This window comes from Methylorubrum pseudosasae, assembly GCF_029504475.1.
GTDB classification, from domain to species: Bacteria; Pseudomonadota; Alphaproteobacteria; order Rhizobiales; family Beijerinckiaceae; genus Methylobacterium; species Methylobacterium extorquens.
Genome location: NZ_JAQGDU010000002.1, coordinates 445,115 through 465,899 on the forward strand (window position 1 = coordinate 445,115; position 20,785 = coordinate 465,899).

The following is a 20,785-nucleotide window of genomic DNA, read 5'->3' on the forward strand; positions in this document are numbered from 1 at the left end:
CATTGCTTCTTCGAGCCGTGAACGCCTATCTGCCGGCACGTTGGCTGTTTAGGCTCCCACCCTCGTAGAGAATAACAGGATGACGGTCAGCGAAGGAGACACCCAAATCGAACTTAGCTGAGCCAGATTTGGACGTGCCCTTGCTAGGATTGCCCACGTCGAAATCAATCGTCGAACGCGCGGCGCACTTCAGTGTGGATGCATTGCAGTCGATCTTGAGTGTTCCAGGTCGATGAACGTATTTCCGCACCGGCCACTGACGTATAGCTCGCCGTTTTTCATCAATCAGATTGGCCTGAGTATACCGTTTGCCGTAGAAAACCACTGTTGGTCCGTACATGTATGGCACGCCTGAAATCGGACTCGCATTGTTGGCAGACCAAATTTCGAGATAGCGGCTGGCAATGACTGCCGTGCGTTCCCGCATCTCAGCCAGACTGATGGCTTGAGCGGAGGACGACCATGCAGCAAACGGAGCCAGAATCGCTATCAACTTGTAAGTTTTCATCCGCTGTTCCGCTAAACATCTGAAGAATAATCCATAAGACTGCACTTATTGATGGACGCCGTTGAGGCGCCGAGCCGTCCTTATATGTCTCGCTCCAGCAGCATCTGTCGGGGGAATTGCCGTTTTAGAAGCGAGAAGGCTCAATGAGCCACTGCATCACCCCGTTAGGCTGAGTCGAGGTGACGTGCTGCCTGGGCTCAGGTATCTCTCTTTTGGCCGTATCCTCCTTAGTTCCAGCATGGCGCTGTACGCTGAATTGTACCGCTTTCTTGTTTCGAGGAGTGCTATCAGCTTGATTGGGAACAACAATCTTTCTGACGCGATCTTCGGTTACAAGCGTACGGGCATTTCGATCGGCTGAGTTCGCGATAATGCGGAAATGCTCTGGTCTGCGGGGAGGCACGGGTACAGCAAGCCTAGATGCCAGCTTGTTCGCTTGATCAGGAACATCTCGAGGCTCCTCTGTTGGAGCGTCAGCTTGGAATACCAGATTCGGCGAGACAACACCGGCGGCATGCTTCGTTGTAGCGGGTTGATTGGGATCTACCCAGCTACCCAAGCCGGACTCAGCTGGAGAGGCAATGGCCGAGGCGGGCAATCTTGCTTCCGTTCCCTCCTGTGGAGCCATAGTTCTGTCAGTCCCGGTTGCAATAAAGGCTGCAGTGGAAGCTGCTCCAGCCGCAAATGCTAATGCAATCATAAGGCGTGGCTTTGAGAAAGCAGGCATCTGCAGTCTTTATGCTAAAAGTGAATGAGGGCTCGGAATTCAACACCTGACGAAGAATTTCGGTTCCGGCGACGGCGGATGGCAGGCGTCCAAAGTTGAGTAGTATTGGTTTGCAGCTCCAATCACCCGGCCGGGGTCACGGCGCGCGGCAGTCCATCGCGGTTGCCGCCTCGATGACGCTAAGGGCCCTTCGCCGGACTTCGAGCGATACGCTTGGGCTATCCGAGACGATGGCTGCGTCCCGCTTCAGTGTCGCGTCGCAGGCGCATGAGCTGTACCCGGCGGTGTCGTAGCAGGCGTCGTGGCGCATGCACGCGGCGTCGAGGTCGTCCGTCGGCGGCAGACCCTCGCCCCGCTGGCCCTTTCCGCAGTAGTTCCCGTGGAACAGCTCCTTCCCGGCGACGACCCGGCTAAGGTTTCCTTTCGGCGGTGCCGGTGCCTCGGCCCGGCCGCTCGAGTTGAGGTCGTTGGCTGGCCCGCCCGCCTTGGAGCCCGAGGCGCGTAGGGCCTTCGGGATGCCGGAGCGCTCGCCTGGTTCGTTCAGGGCCTCGCCGGCCCGGCCGTTCGGGTCTGAAATGTCCGGTAACGGAGGAGGCGGCCCAGGGCGCGGTTCGTCCGCCTCGACGGACGCGGCGGGTACTTCCTGAACGCCTTGTGCGCTGGAAGTGTTCGGGTCGGCCACAAGCAGCAGCCCCAACATTGCGAGAAGAGATGGTCTCAAGGAAGCCCCCCGGATTGGCGCCGCCTAAACTCGAAGCTCAACCTTACCGTTCCGGGGAACGTCCCGCCGCGGTCATGGAGAGGCGGCGACCGTGGGGCGACGCCGTATGGGCCCGCGCAGGAGGCGAAACGGTAGGAAGACGAGCGTCAACCAGAGACGGGGAACAGGGCCAAATCGTTCCGCCGACCGCGTCTGGGCGGAAAGGATCTCTTGCTGGGACGCCGCCGAGATCAGTGCGTGCAACGGTTCCCGCCCCTCAGGCTTTCTGACCCGTCCATCAGGATGAGAAGAGGCTTTCTGATGTCGGTACGTTTGGAAGAGACACCATCAACGCGGACCTGAGCCCGTCAATGAACCGTCGCACGCGCGCCGGCATGTGTTGCCGGGTTGGGAGCACGGCCCAGATGGCCAGCTGCTCCGGCTCGGCATCGTTGAGGGTTAGGGCCTTGAGGGTGCCATTGGCCAAGTCCTGTGCCACATCCCAATAGGTCAGCAACGCGAGCCCAACTCCGGCGACGCAGGCGGAATGCACCGTATCGACGCTGCTGGCGGCCAGTCTGCCCTTGATGCGCTTGGCAATGGGGTGCCCGGCTTGGCGGAACGTCCAGGCGTCCATCGCGTGCAGTGTCAGGCAGGCGTGTGCGTCGAGGTCGGCGAGACGCTCGGGGCATCCGTGCGCAGCGAGATAGGCTGTCGCGGCACACAGGATCCGTGGGTTGTCCGCCACTTGAACGGCTACCAGCTCGGACGCTTGCAGGGTTGCCACCCTAATCGCCACGTCGATACCGGCGGCCACGATGTCCACGATCCCGTCCGAGAAGGTCAAGTCGACCTTGAGGCGCGGGTTTTCGGCCATCAGCCGGACGACCAGGGGTACGACGAGAGCCCGGCCGATGCGATGGGGCGCGGTCACGCGCAGGACCCCGCTCAAGCCCTCGTGCTGTTCGGAGAAGGCCGCCGTCGCCGCCTCCTGCGCCTCCAGCATCGTCTGAGCGAGCGGCAGGAACGTCTCGCCGTCCGCTGTCAGCGCGACGGAGCGCGTGGTGCGGTGGATCAGGCGCACCCCGAGCTCGTGTTCCAGTGCTGCAAGGCGCCGGCTGACCGCCATCGGAGACAGTCCCGCCTGCCGCCCGGCGGCCGAGAGGCTGCCGGTCGTGACAATGGCGCAGAACAGGGCCACATCCGAGAGATTCATCGGCATATCACTGACCGATAAAATGCTTATCGTCCATCACGGCTACTGAATGGCCGACCATGCAGCTATCTGGCTGTCAAACGAGCAGCGAGAGCAGGTCGAAAGCCGAACATGAGCAAGGACGCAAACGGCCTTTTCACCGCCACTGATATAACCGGGTTGACTCTTCGTAACCGCTTGGCGGTCGCTCCGATGACACGCGTGAGCGCTTCCGAGGACGGCACTGCCACGGAGACGATGGCCCGCTATTACGAGCGCTTCGCCCGTGGCGGCTTCGGGCTCCTGGTCACCGAAGGCATCTATACGGACCAGGCGTTTGCCCAGGGCTACCTCCGCCAGCCCGGCATTACCAGCGAGGCACAGTCTCAGGCTTGGCGACCGGTGGTGGACGCCGTGCATCGGCATGGCGCGCGCATTTTCGCGCAGCTCATGCATGCGGGTGCGATCAGCCAGGGCAACCGCTTTCGCGACACCACCGTCGGACCCTCGGCCGTGCAGCCCAAGGGTCACCAGATGGAGTTCTACTACGGCAAGGGCTCCTATCCGATGCCCGCCGCCATGACCGAGGAGCAGATCGCGGACGCCATCGAAGGCTTCGCCACGTCGGCGGCACGGGCGGTCGCGGCCGGGTTCGACGGCATCGAGATCCACGGCGCGAACGGCTACCTCATCGACCAGTTCCTGACCGACTGCGCCAACCGGCGCGACGACCGGTGGGGCGGCGACACGCGCCGGCGCACCACGTTCGTGCGCGCCGTGTTCGATGCAGTTCGGGCCACGGTCCCGGCCGGCATCCCGGTTGGCGTGCGCATCTCGCAGGGCAAGGTCAACGACTTCAGCCACAAGTGGGCGGGTCGCGAGCAGGACGCCGAGGCCATCTTCGGCACACTCGCCGAGGCCGGAGCCAGCTACCTCCACGTCACCGAGCACAAGGTGTGGGAGCCTGCCTTCGAGGGAGGTCGCGACAGCCTTGTTGCCCTGGCTCGCCGCTACGCACCGCATGTCACGCTGATCGCCAACGGCGGCGTGCAGGATGCGGCGCGGGCGCAGGAGGTGATGGCCGCGGGGGCCGACATCGTGGCGCTCGGCAAGGCCGCGCTCGCGAACCCGGACTTCCCAAACCGCGTCCGGGCCGAGCGGGAGGTGACCGCGTTCGACCCCGCCATCCTCGGGCCCATCGCCAACATCAAGCCGAGCGAGCTCGCGGCCTGACACGCGCTTCCGCGGATCGGCGCATGCGTGTGCCGTCGCCGGACCGCGGATATTTCCAGCACGGCCCGCAGCCATAACGCAGCGACAGGAGATAGACGATGTTGGAACGTGTGGTCACCGAACCGGACAACTATGCGCCGTTCCTGCTCTCGCAGGGCATCCGCTACGGAAACCTGCTCTTCATCTCTGGCCAAGCGGGCGCCGCGGATGACGGCAGGATCGTCGAGGGCGGCTTCCGGGCACAGGGCGAACAGGCCTTCGCCAACCTGCGCCGCGCACTTGAGGCCGGTGGATCGAGCCTGAAGGATGTCGTCAAAGTGACGATCTTCGTCACCGACATGAGCCACTTCAAGGATGTGGTCGAGTTGCGGCGACAGTTCTTCTCCGAACCCTATCCAGCCGACACGATTGCGGAGGTTAAGGCGCTCTACGATCCTGCGGCGATGATCGAGATCGAGGCTATCGCGGCCGTCCACACTCCCTGATGTCACCGATCCGGACTGTGTGTTGCGGCCGCAACTCCAATGAAACACGACTTCGGCAGACCTTTATGTAGGCCATGACGTCTGCCGAATCGCATTTCACACATCTCTCAATCGCCTCTGCACTAAAAGCCGACTTTGGATCGGTAAAGTGCTGAACCGCTGGTTGCGGCCCGTTGCGGGCATTCGTCTCGTTGCGCACTCCGGCCCAATGACTGAACGCAAGCCCAATCGGATGCAACGCTTGCTGTACGAGCGCGCTTCGCAGGCGCTCGGCCAAGTTGATACGTCAATGAGGCTCGATCTACGCGTAGCAGTCTATCCGTCGACGACAGCCTTTCCGAATTGCACGCCGCCTCACGTTACAGCACGTCGATCCTCCGGCTTGCCGTTCGGCTCCTCATCATCTTGGCGGATCACGCTGATGGAACCGTCGCCTTCGAGCGAGGCGAGCCGAACGAGGACGGGATCGTCGATGCCTTGCTGGCGAAGCTGGCTCATCAACTCGGCGTGCGTGATCATCTCCCGCGCGCATGTTCCGCCAGCAGATGCGGCCATCGACGACAAGCGGCAGGCGCTTGGGCGTGATGAAGCGCTCAAAGGCAGGAACGCGGAAGGCCAGCCAGTCGATGGCGTAGTTCCAGCCAACGATGGTCAGGACGAGCAGGAGCCCCTCCGTCAGCGACTTGTACTCGTTCGAGAAGGCGTTCTGCGAGACGTCGGCGATCAGCACGATGACCAAGAGGTCGGCCAGGCTCACGGCGCCCGCCTGGCGCTGCATGACAAACCGCATGACGAGCAACAGGGCCAAGTACATGATCGTGCCGCGCAGGGCGATCTCCAGCAGGGAGTGCTCCGGCACGAACAGTGCCTGCCAATCGGGCATCAAGACCTCCGCAACGCTCAACCGCCTCGGGTCATCGGATCCTGCCATCGCGCAGCTGGGTGCTTAAGGGTAAGCTCCGACCCGATGAAGAACGCACCACGAGGCGGCAGAGTGCGATGCCGGGCTCCGTCCGTCACGGCTGCCTGGGGGCTTGCCTTGGCGGCCGCACTGGCATTTCCGAGCGCGACTGCGGCACAGGACGAGCCGATCACCCTGGCGGATGATCCCTTCGAGGTCACCGACCCGCACGCCACGCCGCCCGGTGAGGCGGCCTACTCCATCGTCGGATCCTATGAACGAGCCGCGACAGGCCGCGTGCGAAGCACCTGGGGCGCCGAGACCGAACTGAGCTACGGCGTGTCACCCAATCTCGACCTCCGCATCGGCCAAACAGGCGCTTACGGTAACCTGGACGTGCGCCGTCGCCTCGGAACGGTGTCGACCGAAGTGGGTGGAGCCGGCTCGGAGCAAGAGCGTGCAGCTCTCGGCGGAACGACCCGGCTGGGTGCGCTCTACCAGTTGACGGAGGAGAGCGGCTCCTGGCCGATTGTCGGCTTGCTTGGCCGCGTGCGCTCCCTCTACGGACCGGGTGGCACGGCGTACGAAACCGAAGCGACAGCCCTCTTCGGCAAGACGCTCATTGCTGGCGAGCGTCCGCTCGGCGTGAGCCTGAACATAGGTACCGTCCACCGCTTCGATCCAGCCCCTGCGGAGCGCATGACCCGCTATCTCGTCAACGCCTCAGCCGGGCGGGCTCTCACCCGCGACACGGCTCTGGTCATCACCTACGCACGCGAGCAGCAGGAGAAGGGTCAGCCAGATTACAGCTTGGCGCAGGCGGGTGTGCGACACCGCCTGAGAGACCAGCGTGCGATCCTCGGTGCAGCCGTGGGCTTCGGACTCAACCGGAACACACCGCAGTTCCAAGTCGCGCTTGCCGTTCAATGGGAGCTTGGCGCCTCGAAGTAAGGCAGGTGCATGATGCTCAGGGTGGTCAGGCTCGCGGCATCGAACGTTGATGTCTAAGACAGCACCGCGGCCGCTCCGACCTTCAATCGGCGCCCTCATCGGGAATGTTCAAGGTCGTGCCGCAAGCCTTGCAGTGAACCGCATCCGGTTCGTGGCGCTGCAAGCCGCAGGTCGGGCAGGCAAAGCGCACCTTGTTGGGCCGGAACAGGACCTGGGCGAGGCGCAGGAACAGGGTCACGCCGCAGATCATCACGACGACGGAGATCAGCCGCCCGCTGGTCCCCTGTAGAGTGACGTCGCCGTAGCCCGTCGTCGTCAGCGAGGTCACCGTGAAATACAGCGCATCAACGTAGTTGGCGATATTTGGATTCGTGCGATGCTGCGTCGCATAGACGATGCTGGTCATGATGAAGATGAACACCGCGAGGTTCAGCACCGCGATGATCGCCTCCTCGTTGTGGCGGAAGAACGGAAAGTCTGCTCGCAGCCGATCCAGCAGTTGGTAGGTCCGCAGCAGCCTCAGCGTGCGAAGGATGCGCAGGAATCCGGCGCCTTCGCCGACGATCGGCGCCAGGAACGAGGCGATAGCGGCGACGTCCGCCCAAGTCGTCGGCCGCAGGAACTCTCGGGCCGGTCGTGGACAGATCGACAGTCGCGAGAGGAAGTCGGCAGCCACCGCGGCACCGATGAGAATATCGACCACCTCGACCCATGGGGGGCGGGGCATGAACGAGGACACGACGATGAACAGGAGGGTGGTCAAGTCAAAGGCGAGCAGGCCGTAACGAAACCGATGCGCGCGGTCGCTATCGCCCTCGTAAAGCTCCCACATCCTCCGCTTCCAGGTCACCATGTGTAGAGACACGTCCGCCGCTTCGCTCCAGGGAAATAAACGTTCCTCGAACGCAGCCCGATCCGGTGCGCGACCCTCGCCTCCTCGTTGATCGAGCTCATGTTCACGTTCGTTTGGCTGTCTGGTAGAGCGAGGGAGCGATCCACTTGGTGGACACGTTCAGCGGGATGGATGTCAGGTCCCGCGACCTGAACGGACTTTCTTGAGCAGCCTCCCTTATCCGGAAGGGGTCAGAAGTTCGCTTGCCACTTATGCGGCTGTGCGACACCAGTGCTCCTTCGGTAGGCATATCCCAGACAGACGGTAACGTTCCACCAGCGGACCTTCGGCCGGGGCGGCCGCTCGCTACCTGAGGCAGCCGTCCCGCATGGTTCAGTTTGGGTATGGGAGGGGGCCTACCAAAAGGCACATGCCCCTCCCATCATTCTCAATCAGAACGTGCAGGTTTCTTCGGCTCCACCCAGCTAAAGATGTGCTGCCATTGCATCCGATCCAATAGATCCCGGAGACGCTCAAGCTCACTGGCATCTGGCATCCCAGGTTTTTTCTTGATGTAATCCAGGAACTTTGCTTCTGATCTCGTCACGGCACGCTCCTCTACTGGAGAACGCCCCCGAGATATCGTAACGATCCGATTGCGTTGTGGTTGCGTGGGCTGACGCTCTGATATCCGTGCGCTGGCGTCGGTTCGATTTCTGTATGCGGCTGAAGACCAGCGCCGCCGGTTCGCGATAGGTGCACTTTCAACGGATAGCCATTCATGGCCGCTTCCGGCTACACTCGGACCTTTAGCATGTCCTCGCCGCACGCGAACTCATGGCCCCTTGCGGACTTCCCCCGCGGTCGCTTCGAACGTCCACTACCGAGGCAGAAGCGGTCCGTCAGCGGCGGCTACGTCATCGCAGGTTCGGGTATGTGGCAATGGGATTAAGTTCCGGCGCTGTGCTCATACGCCGACACGGTCGCTACGGCCAACAGGCTGAAATTATCGCGACGGACAAGGTGCTTCGGAACTGAGTGCGGCGGATCGCATCCTCAGCCCCCCTGACACGAGGGAGACCAGCTCATCAAGGTGCCTCATCGGCGGGCTCACGATTCTCGGACCGATGGCCCTGATGCTCCTTGAGACGGCACAACAAAGTGGCAGTGCGCGTTTACTGTCTGTGTTGGCGCAGAACTAAGGGAGATGAACTATGTCAGACGCGCATACGACGTCAGCTCCGAGCCACCCGTTCATCGAGAGCAGTCGTGTCGAAGGCACTGCTGTGTACGACGCAAACGGAAAACAAATTGGGATAATCAAGCGCCTTGTGATTGAGAAGGTAAATGGCAATGTCGCTTATGCAGTCACCTCGTTCAGAAAATTTATTGGCGGAAGCTCAGACAGTCACACAATTCCGTGGAATTATCTGCATTACGATTTAGGCCTGCAAGGCTATCGCACAAACATCACGGAGGAGCAGCTGCATAACGCGCCTGAGTTCTCAAGGCGCGATGACCATCTAATTTCCGGACAGGAGTGGGAACTGCTTGCTGAATATTACGCAGGACCCTTGTAGTGGTTGCACTTGCCGTCCCTGTGTACGCGAGGAGCCGCTCTGATATCCCGCAGTTCGACAACCTGATCGTGAGCTACCCTGCATCAGGTCTGCCACCCGCCTGAAAGCTGTCTCATCGAGCCAAGGCGGGCGGCAGGCCCATCATGAGCCCGACGCTTTCCGCTCGGTCTACGGCCGGCGCGACCGTTCCCTCGTTCGCGCAGCCCGGCACACCCGCGAACCGCCTGAGCCTCGCGCCGACCGACCTATCGAGCGCAGGATATCCATCGGACCGATCACAACGTTCGCTGGGGAGACCCCAAAGTTGATGCGGGCGCCGTGCGCGGAAAGGAGCAGGCCGTCAACTCATCGATCGAATACTGAGCCGGGGCCGCTTTCGACCCCAGTCGGACTTGTGAATAGCCACAGCCCAATCTCTTGAGCGTGTGGAAATCGGAACCAATGAGTTGAGTTTCGGTCGAGACTTTTGCGCCTTCCAAGTGCCTGATTGATAACGCCTACCGCGGGCCATCCGGAAATCTTGAATTATGAAGTTTCGCCTAGCTGCGCCGCGCCGCTGGTGCATCAGCTTTGTCGGTCAGATGTGAGTGCTGCGTGCACGTTGGGACGAGTTTTGACCAATGGCACGCGCAAAAAAGGCCGGGCAGTCGGCCCGGCCTGATTGGGGCACGACGTGGCGCAGCTCAGGTACGCTTGCTCATGTTGCCGCCGCTCATACCCTCGCAGCAGCAACCACCCTTCTTGCCCTTCTGGGCGTGGTTCATCGCCATGCTGCCTTTCCCGCACATCATCGCGCCCTTGCCCTTGCTGCCACCGCAGCAGCTCATGGCGAGAGCAGGGGCAGCGCTTAGAGCCCGTCCGATAACGTCCGGCAGGGGTTGAGTGGCCGGAATGGCGGTGATTCCAGAAGGGTGCTGAAGCCTCATCTGGACGTGCCATGTGGACCCCGACCACTCGCCGGCAGCATAACCGTGCGCGCCTTCGATACGAAACCGACCTGACGGATACGGAATGGGCGGTGATCGCGCCCATGATGCCAGAGCCCGCCTCGCGTGGTCGTCCGCCTGTCTGGACGATGCGGGAGGTCCTGAACGCGATCTTCTACGTGCTGCGCGGCGGCATCGCATGGCGGTTGATCCCAAAGGATCTCCCTCCGCGCAGCACGACGTTCGGCTACTTCAGCCGCTGGCGGGACGAGGGATTGTTCGGGCGGATCAACCACGCCCTGGTCATGGCCGACCGGGAGCGGGCCGGTCGCGAGGCCTCGCCGACGGCGGCCGTGCTCGACAGCCAGAGCGTGAAGACCACCGAGAGCGGCGGCCCGCGCGGCTACGACGCTGGAAAGAAGGTCAAGGGCCGCAAGCGTCAGGCCCTGGTCGACACGGACGGGCGCGCCCTCGTGCTCGATCCGCAGACCGCCGACATTCAGGATCGCGATGGGGCTGGACCGGTGCTGCGCCTGTCGCGGCGGACCTTCCCGTTCATCGTCAGAGCTTTCGCCGATGCAGGCTATGCCGGCGACAGACCCGCGACCGCCACCGTCATCACCATCGACATCGTGCGCAAACCGAAGGATCAGGTCGGCTTCGCCGTGCATCCACGCCGATGGGTGGTGGAACGCTTCTTCGGATGGATCAGCCGCAACCGACGCCTCTGGAAGGACCCGGAAGCGACCCTCGCCTCGGCCCAGGCCTTCCTCTACGCCGCCGCCGTCATGATCCTCGTCCGAAGGCTCGGGCGAGCATCATGACTTATCGGACGGACTCTTAGCAGTAGCAAGGCTGTCGCGCTCGCAATCAGGTTCTTCATGGCTTGGTGTCCTCCGCAGGATGCAGCTTGATTGTGATCCTTCCCATAGGGGGAAGGTCAAGCGCTTGCCTACCGCTTCACAAAACCAATGTCGGCCGCCACCGCCTTCAGGCTCTCCGGCTCCTGCTCTTTCCGCTCGCTGTAGCGATCCGCTCGGTAGTCCGTTCGCTCGCGGGTCAGCAGCGTGAACTTTATCAGCTCCTCGCAGACATCCACCGCCCGGTCATAGAGCGGCCTCGGCCTCTTGCGGCCGGCTTCGTCGAACTCCTTGTAGGCCATCGTCACCGAAGACTGATTCGGGTCGATGATCATCCGCATCCAGCGCCCGAGCATGCGCAGGCTGTTCACGGCGTTGAAGCTCTGCGAGCCGCCGGATGCCGAGCGTGCTGGTCGGGGCGCTCTCGATCCAGCAAGCCCCGGACCTGTCGCCGCTGACCCGCGAGCTGATGGTCTACGCCGACGTGATCGGCTGCGATCTTGGGCCGAATTTCATGCCCAGCGGCAACCTCGCCACCCTGCTCTGGCTGCACGTGCTGGCGAGCAAGGGCCAGCGCATCACCTGGGACCAGTAGATGAAGGTCGGCCTGATCATTACGCCGCGGGTGCTGCTGGTTGGATCCAGCTTTGGCGAAGTGCGGTCCGAAGCCGCTCCGCCCTAAGCTGGTCCGTATCTGTTTTGTTCTCCGCAGCATGGGGAGGACGCCGATCAGGCGCCCTCCTTGCCAGTACCGTCCCAAATGTCCGCCAACTCGCTAGCGATTCAGGACCCGCTAGGTTGAAGACCGATAACTGAGCGCATCACATGGCAACTTTTGCCTCGCGCGATGCTCAACTTACGCCCTCATTCACAGCAGTTGTGGGCGGAAGCGGAGTTTGTTCGACGGGTTTCATAAGTAGCTGATAGATATTGATTTTTAGTGTAAGTCCAAGGAAAATTATTGGTAGAGTTTGATCCCGGCAGGCACTAAAGTTTGGATCGTTGGAAAGCGACCAGCCTCACCTCGCTCGCTATGGTCAGCTAAGGGCAACAAAAAACCCGCGGGCGAAGCCGCGGGGTTGCTTGAATGTATTATATTATTAAAAAACTACTGCCTTGTCTCCGTATTTATCCATTCTAACATTTGATCGGCCCGTTCGAAAGTTTATCTCTACACCCCTTAGTTTTTCGATATCAGTCCTTTTGTAGGCATCTACTCCGTTCAATCCAAAAGTGAATACTGGGCCAATGCCTGTTCTATCGAGCCCAATCTTTAACGTTCGGGGTGATATACAGAGCTGACGTGCTAAAGCCGTCAGCAAAACATACTCGCGCTCGAACGTTTCAAGGGTATTATACGGCACCACTTTTATTGATTGTCTTTTTACGGGATGGCGGGCATCAATGGTTTGCAGCACACCCGTCGATAAAAACTTTCTCATTGCCTCATCCGAGATCCTGAGGCGCTGCTTCAGGCAGCTCTTTGTGACACCAGGGAGAGTGGATCCTCGAACGAGATCTTTTACCTCGATGAGATTAACTTCAATTTCGAGAAGACTTGCTGCGCTGCGCAATCTTCGAATATTTGACAAGCGGTCGCTCAGTATCAGTTGCACGACTTCGGCCAGTGAGCAGTTCGCTCTGCGCGAGGCCTGCATCACGTTGACCCAGCTCACGTCCGGATTGAGCCGCTCGAAGAGGTTCGCCTTTGAAAGTACGGTTCGACGAAGCTCCTCGATGTGACCTTGTTCGAACGAAAACGAGCTGATGTCCGTCGTCGGCCGCTGGAACGGACGGATCAGGCCATGTGCGAGAAATGAAACGACGTGCGTTCTGGTGATGCCGAGGTAGGCTTGGGTCGCCTTTAAAGAAAGGCAATTCGCAGCCTTGGCAAGGAACGCTTCGGTCGATTCATCCGCAGGGAATAGCAGTTCGTGATCCCTGAGGTCGGGCCGCTCGTCGACGACGCCGATCTCAACGAGCATCTTCCGCAACGGTCTCGCGACCCGACCTGTAGCGCGCGATGCTGTATAGACCGAATAGATGCGTCGCTTCGCCAGTACTCGACCGCAAACAATGCTGCCCGGCTCCAGCGGCATCGTCGAGAAGCAATGCTCAGCCACGATATCGCGAATTGGATCGAACGAGTCGGGTGCGGCTCGGAGCCATCCCATGAACGAGCCGAAGTAAGCTTGAGCTTTCTGGGTCAGGGTATGCCTCCGAGGATAGTTGTCGCGCTGGCTCGCCAACCAGGCACCGAGTCCCGAGGGTCCGGCAGATAAGATTGCGAAGCCGGCGCAGCCAGCCTGCCACCAGTCTTCACCACTCAAACTACGGAAAGAGACATCGCGGCCGAAGATGTCGACCGCGCCGATCGCTTCGGATGTTTTTGCGACAACGTAAAAGGGGAGGGCGTCAAGAAAAGCGTTCGAACCGTCGCGGCTGTCCAGACGTGCTTGGAGATAGCGTTCGAGAGGTGAGGCCTCGCGCTTGGAAGCGGCGGTTGCGATCTCGGGGAGCCGGCCCAGAGCTGATCTCGAGACGAGCGTAAAATCATGTGCTCGCTCAGGTTTGCTCTCGTGACCGATGTCTACCAACGCACACCTATGAATGGCACAGGTCCTCAGTGACGAAATCTGCCACCATCCCCGCCCATAGGCTACCGGTGCCCATGCGTCCCGACCGAGGCCGACATCCTCTTGGATACAAAGCGGGCAAGCACGGATATTCGTCCGTTCCAAAGCTGCAAGCGGCAGTTCGACTCCTTGAAGAACAAACGAATTTCGGGCGGTACGTCTGATGGAATGCAGAAGGAGCTCGGCCGCACTGACGCCAGAGCCCAAGGCAAGCGAGTTAAGTACGGTCTCGGTACCGTCGAAAACGTCCCGGAAGCTCGTTCCCATGTCCCTACAGAACTCGAATGCCGAGAGGGCGCCGTAGCGTCGTGCAAGCCTCGAGACATAGCTGCTAGCACTCTCGCCGTAGCCAAGTGGAATGCTGCGATGCATCTTCCGGAACATGATGGCCCCCTATATCGCGACTTGAGCGAACGGGTCAGCCGGGCGCCCGTGATCGAACAGCTTGAGGGTGTCGACGGTCTCCCACCTGTTACAGACGTAAGGATTGAGCTCGTCGGGCCAACCGACGGCGGTGTGGACCGCTGCAGCGAAACTGGCGACGCGCAACGTCCGGTCCGGCGACAGTTTCGCGGCTTCGATCGCGTATCTGATCAGATCGACATTTCTGCCGAACATGCCCCGGCAGACATGGCGATGACGATGAAGGAATTCGTCCTCCTCGAAGGCGATGTCGATCGCAACTCCGGCGAGTTTGGCCAACTCGTTGATGAGGGGCGGCAACTCGGACAACTCGTCGTCGGACATCTCCGGAATTTCGATCGAGGCGATGACGCGCCTGAAGGCCTGCCCGTCGCCCTCAATGATCCTGTCGATCTCCGGGAGCCCTGAAAGGATCAGACCGAACGGATAGTCCATCCGGTCCGGCAGCTCCTTTATCTTATCGCGGACCTTCCTCAACTCAGCATCTGTCTTGATGCGTCCGACGTGTGCGAACTCGTCGAAGTGGAGGATGTGCGTTCCGCTGGCGCGGAGGGCTCGGATGCACTTCTCCCAAACAACAGTTTCGCTCTGCGACTGCGGCAGGGACATGTCAAAGTGCGCCGAGAGGATGTGGAGTCCCAGGCCCTTGAAGGTGCATCCGGAGGGGACGTCGATCGTCTTCACCGGACAATCGGACCCAGTCACGCGGTAGCCCGGGAAAAATTGGGGAAATTCGCGGATCGACCGTTTGATAGCGAAGGACTTGCCGGCTCCGGAATATCCAGAAACGAACATGACCGGTGCGGTGAGGTCGGGCACCGGAACCAGATCGGACGCGTCGTACTCCTCCGCCGGCAACGGCGCGTCATAGACGAGTCCGTAGAGAGAACGGTGTTCGCCCTCCACGATCTGTGCGAGCTTGGGATTGCCCCGGGCTCTGAGCGTCTCCGAGTAGGTCTTCAGGAGACCGAGTTGGACGCGCTGGACCGAGAGGGTCTCGATCAGTTTGCTCCGCAGATCCATCCTACTTGGCGTCCTTAATGATCCAGCGGGACTTGCGAGGCTTCAGCGGCTTCGCGGCTTCGACGACAGCCTGGACCGGCACCTCCTGCGCAACGGGCATCGAGCTCTCCCCTGCAGAGGTGGCGAACCTGAGCGCTTTCCGAAGGGATACCCCGTCTTGGACGGCCGCTTTCGCGGCCTCCGTCGACCTGATGGTGATCCCCAGGCGGCGCTCGGCCGAGGCGACGAGCTTGGCATCGGGGCGCGTCGGTCCGAGAGCGGCGCGCGCGATTGCCGCGGCGCTCGTTTCCATCAGTTCGCGGCGAGCTGCGTGGACGATGGCGGCATGGATTTCAGCCTGCGCACCGAACTTCTTCCGGAGGGTTGCCAACGCCTGCACGTGGAGCGTCAGCGGGACTCCCGTCAGCATCTCGTCTACGGCAGGTACAGCCACCCAGTCTTCGCCGAACTTGACGCTGATCATGCCGAGATCGAACTGATCGAGCGACATTTGGAGCACCCCATCGCCATTCACGCGACGCCACTTCTGCAAGGCATCACTCTGGTAGTGGTTGCCGAGAACAACGATGCCGCGAGCATCCGGTTTGCGCTTGAGGCGGATGCCGAAGATCACGCGAACCGCGTTCGGATTCGGCGGCGGCGGCATCCCGACGGTCGAGACGAGGCGCTTCCAAGCGTCCATGGGTGTCTCGCCCTTGAGACCCTCGTGGGGAGTGTGGTGGTAGATGTCGACGATGAAGCGAACGAGCGAGAGAGACAGTTCGTCGTCGTCCAGCGAGGCGCGCGTCTCCGCATCGTAGTCGCCCTTCTCCACGACGTTGTGGAAGGTGCGACCCGTGAAGTTGGTGACGAACCCGGTGTGCAGCGTTCCGAGCAGGCGCTCCATCGTGCCGCGGAACTGTGGATTCTTCGCTGGTCCGATCAGATGCTTCGCGCGAAGTCCGGCCAGCGCCAGCCGGAACTCGTCGGATATGAACGCACTGCCGGAATCCGTGGCGACGGTCTCGATCCCGGTGTGCATTGGCCACTGCGCCCCACATGATGATGCCGCCGCGAGGAAGCTCTTGTCGATGACCGCGAGATGAGCCGCGTTTAGAGCCGCCGCAGCGTTGGGCGTGCGGGTGACCGAAAGGCCGAGCACGCAGCGGCTCGCGTGGTCGATCACCGGGACCACCCAAAGCGTGCCGCTCTTCTTCAGGAGTTCCTGCCGATCCGGGCTCAGCATCGCCCAGACTCCCGTCTGCTTGAGCAGCGTCATGAGGGACAGGCGGCCCTCGTCGATATAGGCCAAGGCCCCCGGATAGGGCGCCTCGACCCCCGGTCCGACGATCGCGTATTCCCGCCTCGCGGCCTCGATCCCCTTTCGGGCCGCGAGCACGTCGAAGCGATCGAGCTTGTTGATCGCCTTGCGGAAAGTCTTCTCGCTGCACGGGACGAGAGGTCTCTTCCTCTCGTTGGCCCGCGCGACGTTCAGCTTGTCGATACCGGCGAGAAAATCGGAGTAGACCTTCGCCTTCGAAGGGCGTCGCTCGTCCGCATAGGCCGCGACATACATCGGCATGATCGCGAGAACCTCGGGATCGACCGGAGACTCTCGGCGCCCGCAGTTGTTGTAGTGATCGACTAGAGCGAGGGGATTGCGACCGGCTGCGATATAGAGCTTCGTTTTCCGCTGGAGGGTATATTCACTCGGCGGACGGCGGTACACGATCTCCTCGCCTCCGCTCGGGCGGCTTTCCTTCGGACCGTTCGCGGAAGGTGCCGTGGCGGGATTGCGGGGTTCGGAGCGCCGCGCGCCGACGTACTGCCCAGTCCGCTTCGGGATCAGGATTTCGAGGGCGGCCCGGAAGCCTTTAAGCGTCTTCGGATAGGTATCCCGATCGCTGCCATTCAGCGCCAGGAATTCGTCGCAGTACCACTGATTCTCGAGCACCTTAAGCTGCGTTTCGCGCGGCAGATCAGCGAACGAACCGAAGGCGCTTGTTAGGCGGGCGCCCGCCGCCGTATCGCAGAAGTAGCCGCGCGTGATCTCGAGACGACCCTCGACCTGATACTGCCAGATGGTGTCATGAGAGAACTCCTCCCTTAGATCTGGGGCGTATCGCCGCTCAAGAATATAGCCATCTGGGTAATTATTGTGCAAACAATAAGCTATATTACAGATCGAGATGAGATCATGGCGCTGGATTAGAACGATGGGTGTTGGGAATTTGGACATGGCACATACTCCTTACTTGCCACTGCTGCGGTGGACTTTGAGAGCAGGTGTGATCCGGGCCGGGGTCGTCGGTACGAGAATGCCGGCCGCGATGCACCTCACGACGGAACGGAAGGCCGAGCCAGTGCCCGCGCGGTCGACGATCCAGGCGACGTGGACGGCGCCCAGAAGGCCGTCCACGATTTCGGCGACTATCCCGTCGACATCCGAGGGCGGGTCGCGGCGACAGGCCTGCTTCAGCCTAGCGTTGAAAACGTCCGTGTTATCGGCGTCCGCTTCGGTCACGATGGCGACCTCGTCGGCCACCGACCGCGAGAGCTGCGCCGCAAGCAGGCGCATGCGGCTCTCGAACCTGCCGTCGGTAAGCTTTTCAGTCGGCCGATATGCCAGGAAATCTACATGATCGCCGACGTAGCGAACTCTGAAATCGAAGGTGTGCTTTGCATCCTTGCCGTCCTGATCAATGTATCGAATAGCGGAAGGCTGCTCGACGATCTCGACGACATCCTGACGAACGGATAGGACGTCGCAAATCTTAGATTCTCCTTCGGACTCGAAGTACCGGATACGATCGTCCAGTCCGACCGTATGGCCGCGAAACGACGCGGTGGACTTCAGCGGCGGCTTTCGGCTTGCCAGCGAAGGCAGGGGGTACCGGAAGACATGTTCCCAGATGCGATTGACAGGTTCGATTGCCAAAGTCGGTCTCCATGATCAGGCGCGCGTTAACCAGCGCTGCCGAAAGCCTCGACGCGAGCCTCTTGAGCCCGCATTGCGTGTTGCGAGGGGAGACCGAAGGTGAGATACCGAAGTGGTCCGCGATGCGGATACGACTCGGCGGTCGAGCGGGCGGGATGCCTGCTCGTGACCAACGGATGCCCCGGTGGCGGGATCGATCGGCGCAGTTGTCAGCTGTCGGGCCGAAGATCCTCTGGGTGCTCTTGAAGGTGCGCAGTCTGCCAGGACCGCGCACCTTCAGAAAATACTTCCACGACATGCATGGCTCCACCGCAGCGTTGCTGCGGGCTCTGCAGGCGCGAAAGGCCCAGCCCTTGTGTAGGGCGTCGGATGCTATGATCGGGTTGCCCGAGGGCTGCACGGTCCAGGCCGCTTTCGCGACCCTTGCCTCGCCCGAGCTTCGGAGAATGCTCAGGTGTGCTGGGACCTCACGGTCGGCCGTGGCGCCGGAAACCTTGGCGCCTCCGAAAGAATTCGGCCGTCTCGAAGCTGTGCCAGGCAAGACGAACGGTGGCAACCGGAGTCTCACGGCTCCTTGCCTATTGGTTAATGCCGCCTGACCCGCGACGGTTGCGTTCTCGGTCAGCTGGATGCGCGTGACGTAATCATGTGCTTCGATCTCTCGACGCAGACATTCGGGTGCAAGCCATGACGCAGATCGATTGCAAGAACTCCGCGGCAGGCGAGCGACAGGATGGCCTCGAACGGATCGGCGTCGGCGTCGCGGATGCACGATACCAGATCGGAGATGCGACGTTCCCGACCGTCCGCGAGGGCGACTAGGATCCTGAGGCGGTCGCCGACCTTGACCTTCAGATTGCGTGTCGCCCAGACCGCCCTGGCATCGGATGCCCGGGGCTCGGCGAGAACGAAGGATCGCGTGAGCAGGATCTCGTCCGCGTCGGGCTGTTGCCGCAATGGGCCTCCGGCGTCGCGGACGGCCTTCACGCGGACCTGCGATCCGTTGGCGGTCATGGACAGGCTCAGGGAGCCGTCGCCCGCGTCGGTAGGATGGATGTGGTCGATCTCGTCGACCCCCGGGTCCAGCGTGGCCTGGATCAGTAAATCGCGATGCCAGCGTGACGGGTACGGGATCGGCCGGATCGTCTTGTATGACTTGAAGCCGGGGTGCTGGCCAATTGCGGGTGTATCGATGCCTTTGCTTGAATCCAAGGTCGCGATCTGCATGGTGATCGACTTTCGATGGTAATGCTCGATCGCCGCGGATCTTTCCAACGACGGTCGACATGGAGGATGTTGTGCATGTTGATCAGTCCTGGCGTCAGAAGGCCGTAGTCTTGGGCCCGGAACTCAGGCGAGAGTCAATTATCAGCTAGGATCGGACCGTAACAGGAAAATTTTTCAGGTAAAAGATCCATAGCCGGCAATCGGTGAAGATCGGGGAAATTATTATTAAAATCCCGCAGCATGAAATAAATATTCAACATTGCTGGATCGTGAGATTCTAAATCCGGTAGCGACGATCGGGGGAAGCCGACCATTCAATCCGCGATCCCAGCCGCGGCCCCGTTCGTTTCCCGGTCGATCCAGAGCCGCACGGCATCAATGAACTCCCGCTTGGCGCCCCTGTGGGCGGCACGATCCGCCAATTGGTCCATGATCTGCGTGGTCGCCCGCGCGAACGCCGCCGCCGCGCACGGATCGTCGACGAGATCGATATTCGGGCCGAACGGCATCTCAACAGTCGTCAGAACATCGACAAGATAGCAGATCTCGGCTGGCGGGCCCTTGCTCGTCCAGTAGTGTACCGTCCTCTCGGTCACGCCGACTTCCGATGCGAAGCCGACCTGCGTCCGTCCCATAAGACGCAGCCTGTGCTTGAACTCCGATCCAGTCATGCCGCTTCGACCAGAGCGGTTCGAGCGATAGGAGCCGCATCGGGCATCGCCTCTCGTAACGCGTCGCACACGATTGTCGCAACATATGACGAAGGAACGGCAGAAACGCGACACTGCATATCCGGGATACTCCGACCCATGGCCTTCGGAAACAGAAGCAAACGGAAGGAACGGGACGGTCGGCAGATCGCCATCCAAGGAACGTCGAATCGCGGCGGCGCCCCCTCGATTGAGGGACCGGTAGTTTATCACGTTTTCAGAGATGACGTTCACTCCCCGCTCGACGCCACCGGAGCCCCGGCAGTCGGGAGAAGGCTCGTCAGAAAAGTGCGATACGGGCTTGCTGCGGAGGCGGACAACGAGAGCGTAGTCGACGAGATGGTGGCAGATGATCGCCGCAGGCTCAGATTGTTGGGGTGCGGTGTCAGAGTCTATAAGAGTCAGTTCGCCTTTGCGCTCAGGAGTGAGCAACAGATAGAGATTGAATCTCTAAAGGTTCGAGGTTGTATCGTCGTCAGCTTCAGGAACTTGACTCGAAGGGCGGCAGGTCTGCTCCGTTTCAATGGCAACGCAAACGATGGACATCTGCTTCCCGATTTCCTTCATGCTGCTCGGACGCAAATGGATATCGGAGACGAGGTGCGGCTCGATCTCCATGGAGGCGCCTTCACGGATGTCGAGGCGCGACCGGACACGCTGATGCGAAGGAAAAAGGTCCTGATCGCACTCGAAGGCATCGTCCGCCAGGAGTTTGCAATCCAAGTCGATCGAACGAGTCTCCGAAATCACGCCATTCGAGTGGATTGGGCGACGGAGCGCAGCTTCAATCTCAGGATATGGACTTGGGACGGCGATGTGATGGTCGCTCCCTGTCCGTCCGAACAGCGACGGACGGCCTGACCTGCGGTAACATCGTCGACTGTGCTGCTTCTTCAAGCTCGACGATTGGATGGCAAGTCGAAGCTTCCTGGACTGGCGGATGTCCGAGGC

The 20,785-nt window shown here is 61.1% G+C and carries 18 protein-coding genes and 2 pseudogenes; 7 read left to right on the forward strand and 13 right to left on the reverse strand.

Annotated features, from left to right (window positions below; all coding sequences use genetic code 11):
- Positions 1–25: 25 nt before the first annotated feature.
- The 3 genes from M2437_RS02865 to M2437_RS02875 all read right to left on the reverse strand — a co-directional run bounded on the left by M2437_RS02865 (position 26) and on the right by M2437_RS02875 (position 3,157).
- Positions 26–508 carry a hypothetical protein gene (locus M2437_RS02865; RefSeq protein WP_253389323.1) on the reverse strand — a complete coding sequence of 161 codons (483 nt, stop codon included), beginning with the start codon at positions 506–508 and terminating at the stop codon, positions 26–28.
- 863 nt (positions 509–1,371) lie between these two features.
- Positions 1,372–1,935 carry a phospholipase A2 family protein gene (locus tag M2437_RS02870; protein WP_056113921.1) on the reverse strand — a complete coding sequence of 188 codons (564 nt, stop codon included), beginning with the start codon at positions 1,933–1,935 and terminating at the stop codon, positions 1,372–1,374.
- A 298-nt stretch (positions 1,936–2,233) separates the two neighbouring features.
- Positions 2,234–3,157 (reverse strand): LysR family transcriptional regulator, encoded by a 924-nt coding sequence (locus M2437_RS02875; RefSeq protein ID WP_277570205.1) that lies wholly within the window; start codon positions 3,155–3,157, stop codon positions 2,234–2,236.
- Between the two features lie 105 nt (positions 3,158–3,262).
- Here M2437_RS02875 and M2437_RS02880 point away from each other — a divergent pair, with 105 nt between their 5' ends.
- Positions 3,263–4,363 (forward strand): oxidoreductase, encoded by a 1,101-nt coding sequence (locus M2437_RS02880; RefSeq protein ID WP_253389325.1) that lies wholly within the window; start codon positions 3,263–3,265, stop codon positions 4,361–4,363.
- Between the two features lie 98 nt (positions 4,364–4,461).
- Positions 4,462–4,848 carry a RidA family protein gene (locus M2437_RS02885; RefSeq protein WP_003601428.1) on the forward strand — a complete coding sequence of 129 codons (387 nt, stop codon included), beginning with the start codon at positions 4,462–4,464 and terminating at the stop codon, positions 4,846–4,848.
- Between the two features lie 354 nt (positions 4,849–5,202).
- Here M2437_RS02885 and M2437_RS02890 read toward each other — a convergent pair whose 3' ends face one another.
- Entirely contained in the window at positions 5,203–5,403 is a 201-nt protein-coding gene (locus M2437_RS02890; protein WP_499006455.1) for a YetF domain-containing protein, read from the reverse strand.
- Positions 5,404–5,887: 484 nt separating this feature from the next.
- Between M2437_RS02890 and M2437_RS02895 the strand changes: the two genes are divergently transcribed.
- Positions 5,888–6,700 carry a hypothetical protein gene (locus M2437_RS02895; RefSeq protein ID WP_253389327.1) on the forward strand — a complete coding sequence of 271 codons (813 nt, stop codon included), beginning with the start codon at positions 5,888–5,890 and terminating at the stop codon, positions 6,698–6,700.
- An 82-nt stretch (positions 6,701–6,782) separates the two neighbouring features.
- Here the strand turns inward: M2437_RS02895 and M2437_RS02900 are convergent, their stop codons facing one another.
- On the reverse strand, positions 6,783–7,532 hold the full coding sequence (locus tag M2437_RS02900) for a potassium channel family protein (RefSeq protein ID WP_253389328.1): 750 nt from the start codon (positions 7,530–7,532) through the stop codon (positions 6,783–6,785).
- A 1,214-nt stretch (positions 7,533–8,746) separates the two neighbouring features.
- On the opposite strand from M2437_RS02900, the gene M2437_RS02905 reads away from it, so the two are divergent.
- Positions 8,747–9,112: a PRC-barrel domain-containing protein gene (locus M2437_RS02905; RefSeq protein ID WP_015950041.1), complete on the forward strand. Its 366-nt coding sequence runs from the start codon at positions 8,747–8,749 to the stop codon at positions 9,110–9,112.
- A gap of 683 nt (positions 9,113–9,795) precedes the next feature.
- On the opposite strand, the gene M2437_RS02910 is transcribed toward M2437_RS02905, so the two are convergent.
- A complete protein-coding gene (locus tag M2437_RS02910) occupies positions 9,796–9,939 on the reverse strand; it encodes a hypothetical protein (protein WP_277570206.1) in 144 nt (47 codons plus the stop codon).
- Between the two features lie 110 nt (positions 9,940–10,049).
- Between M2437_RS02910 and M2437_RS02915 the strand changes: the two genes are divergently transcribed.
- Positions 10,050–10,862: an IS5 family transposase gene (locus tag M2437_RS02915; protein WP_060768287.1), complete on the forward strand. Its 813-nt coding sequence runs from the start codon at positions 10,050–10,052 to the stop codon at positions 10,860–10,862.
- Between the two features lie 128 nt (positions 10,863–10,990).
- On the opposite strand, the pseudogene M2437_RS02920 reads toward M2437_RS02915, so the two are convergent.
- Positions 10,991–11,299, reverse strand: a pseudogene (locus M2437_RS02920) (NADPH-dependent FMN reductase family protein); the annotation flags it as partial.
- On the opposite strand from M2437_RS02920, the pseudogene M2437_RS02925 reads away from it, so the two are divergent.
- Positions 11,278–11,490, forward strand: a pseudogene (locus M2437_RS02925) (ArsB/NhaD family transporter); the annotation flags it as partial. The pseudogenes M2437_RS02920 and M2437_RS02925 sit on opposite strands and share 22 nt — an antisense overlap.
- A 508-nt stretch (positions 11,491–11,998) precedes the next feature.
- Here M2437_RS02925 and M2437_RS02930 read toward each other — a convergent pair.
- The 6 genes from M2437_RS02930 to M2437_RS02955 all read right to left on the reverse strand — a co-directional run bounded on the left by M2437_RS02930 (position 11,999) and on the right by M2437_RS02955 (position 19,759).
- Positions 11,999–13,918, reverse strand: a complete 1,920-nt coding sequence (locus M2437_RS02930) for a TniQ family protein (RefSeq protein ID WP_277570208.1) — start codon at positions 13,916–13,918, stop codon at positions 11,999–12,001.
- A 9-nt stretch (positions 13,919–13,927) separates the two neighbouring features.
- Entirely contained in the window at positions 13,928–14,980 is a 1,053-nt protein-coding gene (locus M2437_RS02935; RefSeq protein WP_253389329.1) for an ATP-binding protein, read from the reverse strand.
- Between the two features lies 1 nt (position 14,981).
- Entirely contained in the window at positions 14,982–17,198 is a 2,217-nt protein-coding gene (locus M2437_RS02940; protein WP_253389330.1) for a TnsB C-terminal domain-containing protein, read from the reverse strand.
- A gap of 12 nt (positions 17,199–17,210) precedes the next feature.
- The gene (locus tag M2437_RS02945; RefSeq protein ID WP_253389331.1) at positions 17,211–17,897 is read right to left on the reverse strand and encodes a Tn7 transposase TnsA N-terminal domain-containing protein; all 687 of its coding nucleotides are present in this window, start codon (positions 17,895–17,897) and stop codon (positions 17,211–17,213) included.
- A 621-nt stretch (positions 17,898–18,518) separates the two neighbouring features.
- Positions 18,519–19,124 carry a hypothetical protein gene (locus M2437_RS02950; RefSeq protein ID WP_253389332.1) on the reverse strand — a complete coding sequence of 202 codons (606 nt, stop codon included), beginning with the start codon at positions 19,122–19,124 and terminating at the stop codon, positions 18,519–18,521.
- Between the two features lie 314 nt (positions 19,125–19,438).
- Positions 19,439–19,759, reverse strand: a complete 321-nt coding sequence (locus M2437_RS02955; RefSeq protein ID WP_253389333.1) for a hypothetical protein — start codon at positions 19,757–19,759, stop codon at positions 19,439–19,441.
- Between the two features lie 174 nt (positions 19,760–19,933).
- Here M2437_RS02955 and M2437_RS02960 point away from each other — a divergent pair, with 174 nt between their 5' ends.
- Positions 19,934–20,695 carry a hypothetical protein gene (locus M2437_RS02960; RefSeq protein ID WP_253389334.1) on the forward strand — a complete coding sequence of 254 codons (762 nt, stop codon included), beginning with the start codon at positions 19,934–19,936 and terminating at the stop codon, positions 20,693–20,695.
- Positions 20,696–20,785: the final 90 nt, after the last annotated feature.

Coding starts and splice junctions, on each gene's coding strand:
- M2437_RS02905 (WP_015950041.1), top strand. CDS start 8,747: ATGTCAGACGCGCATACGACGTCAGCTCCGAGCCACCCGTTCATCGAG.
- M2437_RS02900 (WP_253389328.1), bottom strand. CDS start 7,532: ATGTGGGAGCTTTACGAGGGCGATAGCGACCGCGCGCATCGGTTTCGT.
- M2437_RS02875 (WP_277570205.1), bottom strand. CDS start 3,157: ATGCCGATGAATCTCTCGGATGTGGCCCTGTTCTGCGCCATTGTCACG.
- M2437_RS02865 (WP_253389323.1), bottom strand. CDS start 508: ATGAAAACTTACAAGTTGATAGCGATTCTGGCTCCGTTTGCTGCATGG.
- M2437_RS02885 (WP_003601428.1), top strand. CDS start 4,462: ATGTTGGAACGTGTGGTCACCGAACCGGACAACTATGCGCCGTTCCTG.
- M2437_RS02930 (WP_277570208.1), bottom strand. CDS start 13,918: ATGTTCCGGAAGATGCATCGCAGCATTCCACTTGGCTACGGCGAGAGT.
- M2437_RS02915 (WP_060768287.1), top strand. CDS start 10,050: ATGTGGACCCCGACCACTCGCCGGCAGCATAACCGTGCGCGCCTTCGA.
- M2437_RS02910 (WP_277570206.1), bottom strand. CDS start 9,939: ATGAGCTGCTGCGGTGGCAGCAAGGGCAAGGGCGCGATGATGTGCGGG.
- M2437_RS02890 (WP_499006455.1), bottom strand. CDS start 5,403: ATGGCCGCATCTGCTGGCGGAACATGCGCGCGGGAGATGATCACGCAC.
- M2437_RS02870 (WP_056113921.1), bottom strand. CDS start 1,935: ATGTTGGGGCTGCTGCTTGTGGCCGACCCGAACACTTCCAGCGCACAA.
- M2437_RS02960 (WP_253389334.1), top strand. CDS start 19,934: ATGGCCTTCGGAAACAGAAGCAAACGGAAGGAACGGGACGGTCGGCAG.
- M2437_RS02935 (WP_253389329.1), bottom strand. CDS start 14,980: ATGGATCTGCGGAGCAAACTGATCGAGACCCTCTCGGTCCAGCGCGTC.
- M2437_RS02955 (WP_253389333.1), bottom strand. CDS start 19,759: ATGGGACGGACGCAGGTCGGCTTCGCATCGGAAGTCGGCGTGACCGAG.
- M2437_RS02880 (WP_253389325.1), top strand. CDS start 3,263: ATGAGCAAGGACGCAAACGGCCTTTTCACCGCCACTGATATAACCGGG.
- M2437_RS02950 (WP_253389332.1), bottom strand. CDS start 19,124: ATGCAGATCGCGACCTTGGATTCAAGCAAAGGCATCGATACACCCGCA.
- M2437_RS02940 (WP_253389330.1), bottom strand. CDS start 17,198: ATGTCCAAATTCCCAACACCCATCGTTCTAATCCAGCGCCATGATCTC.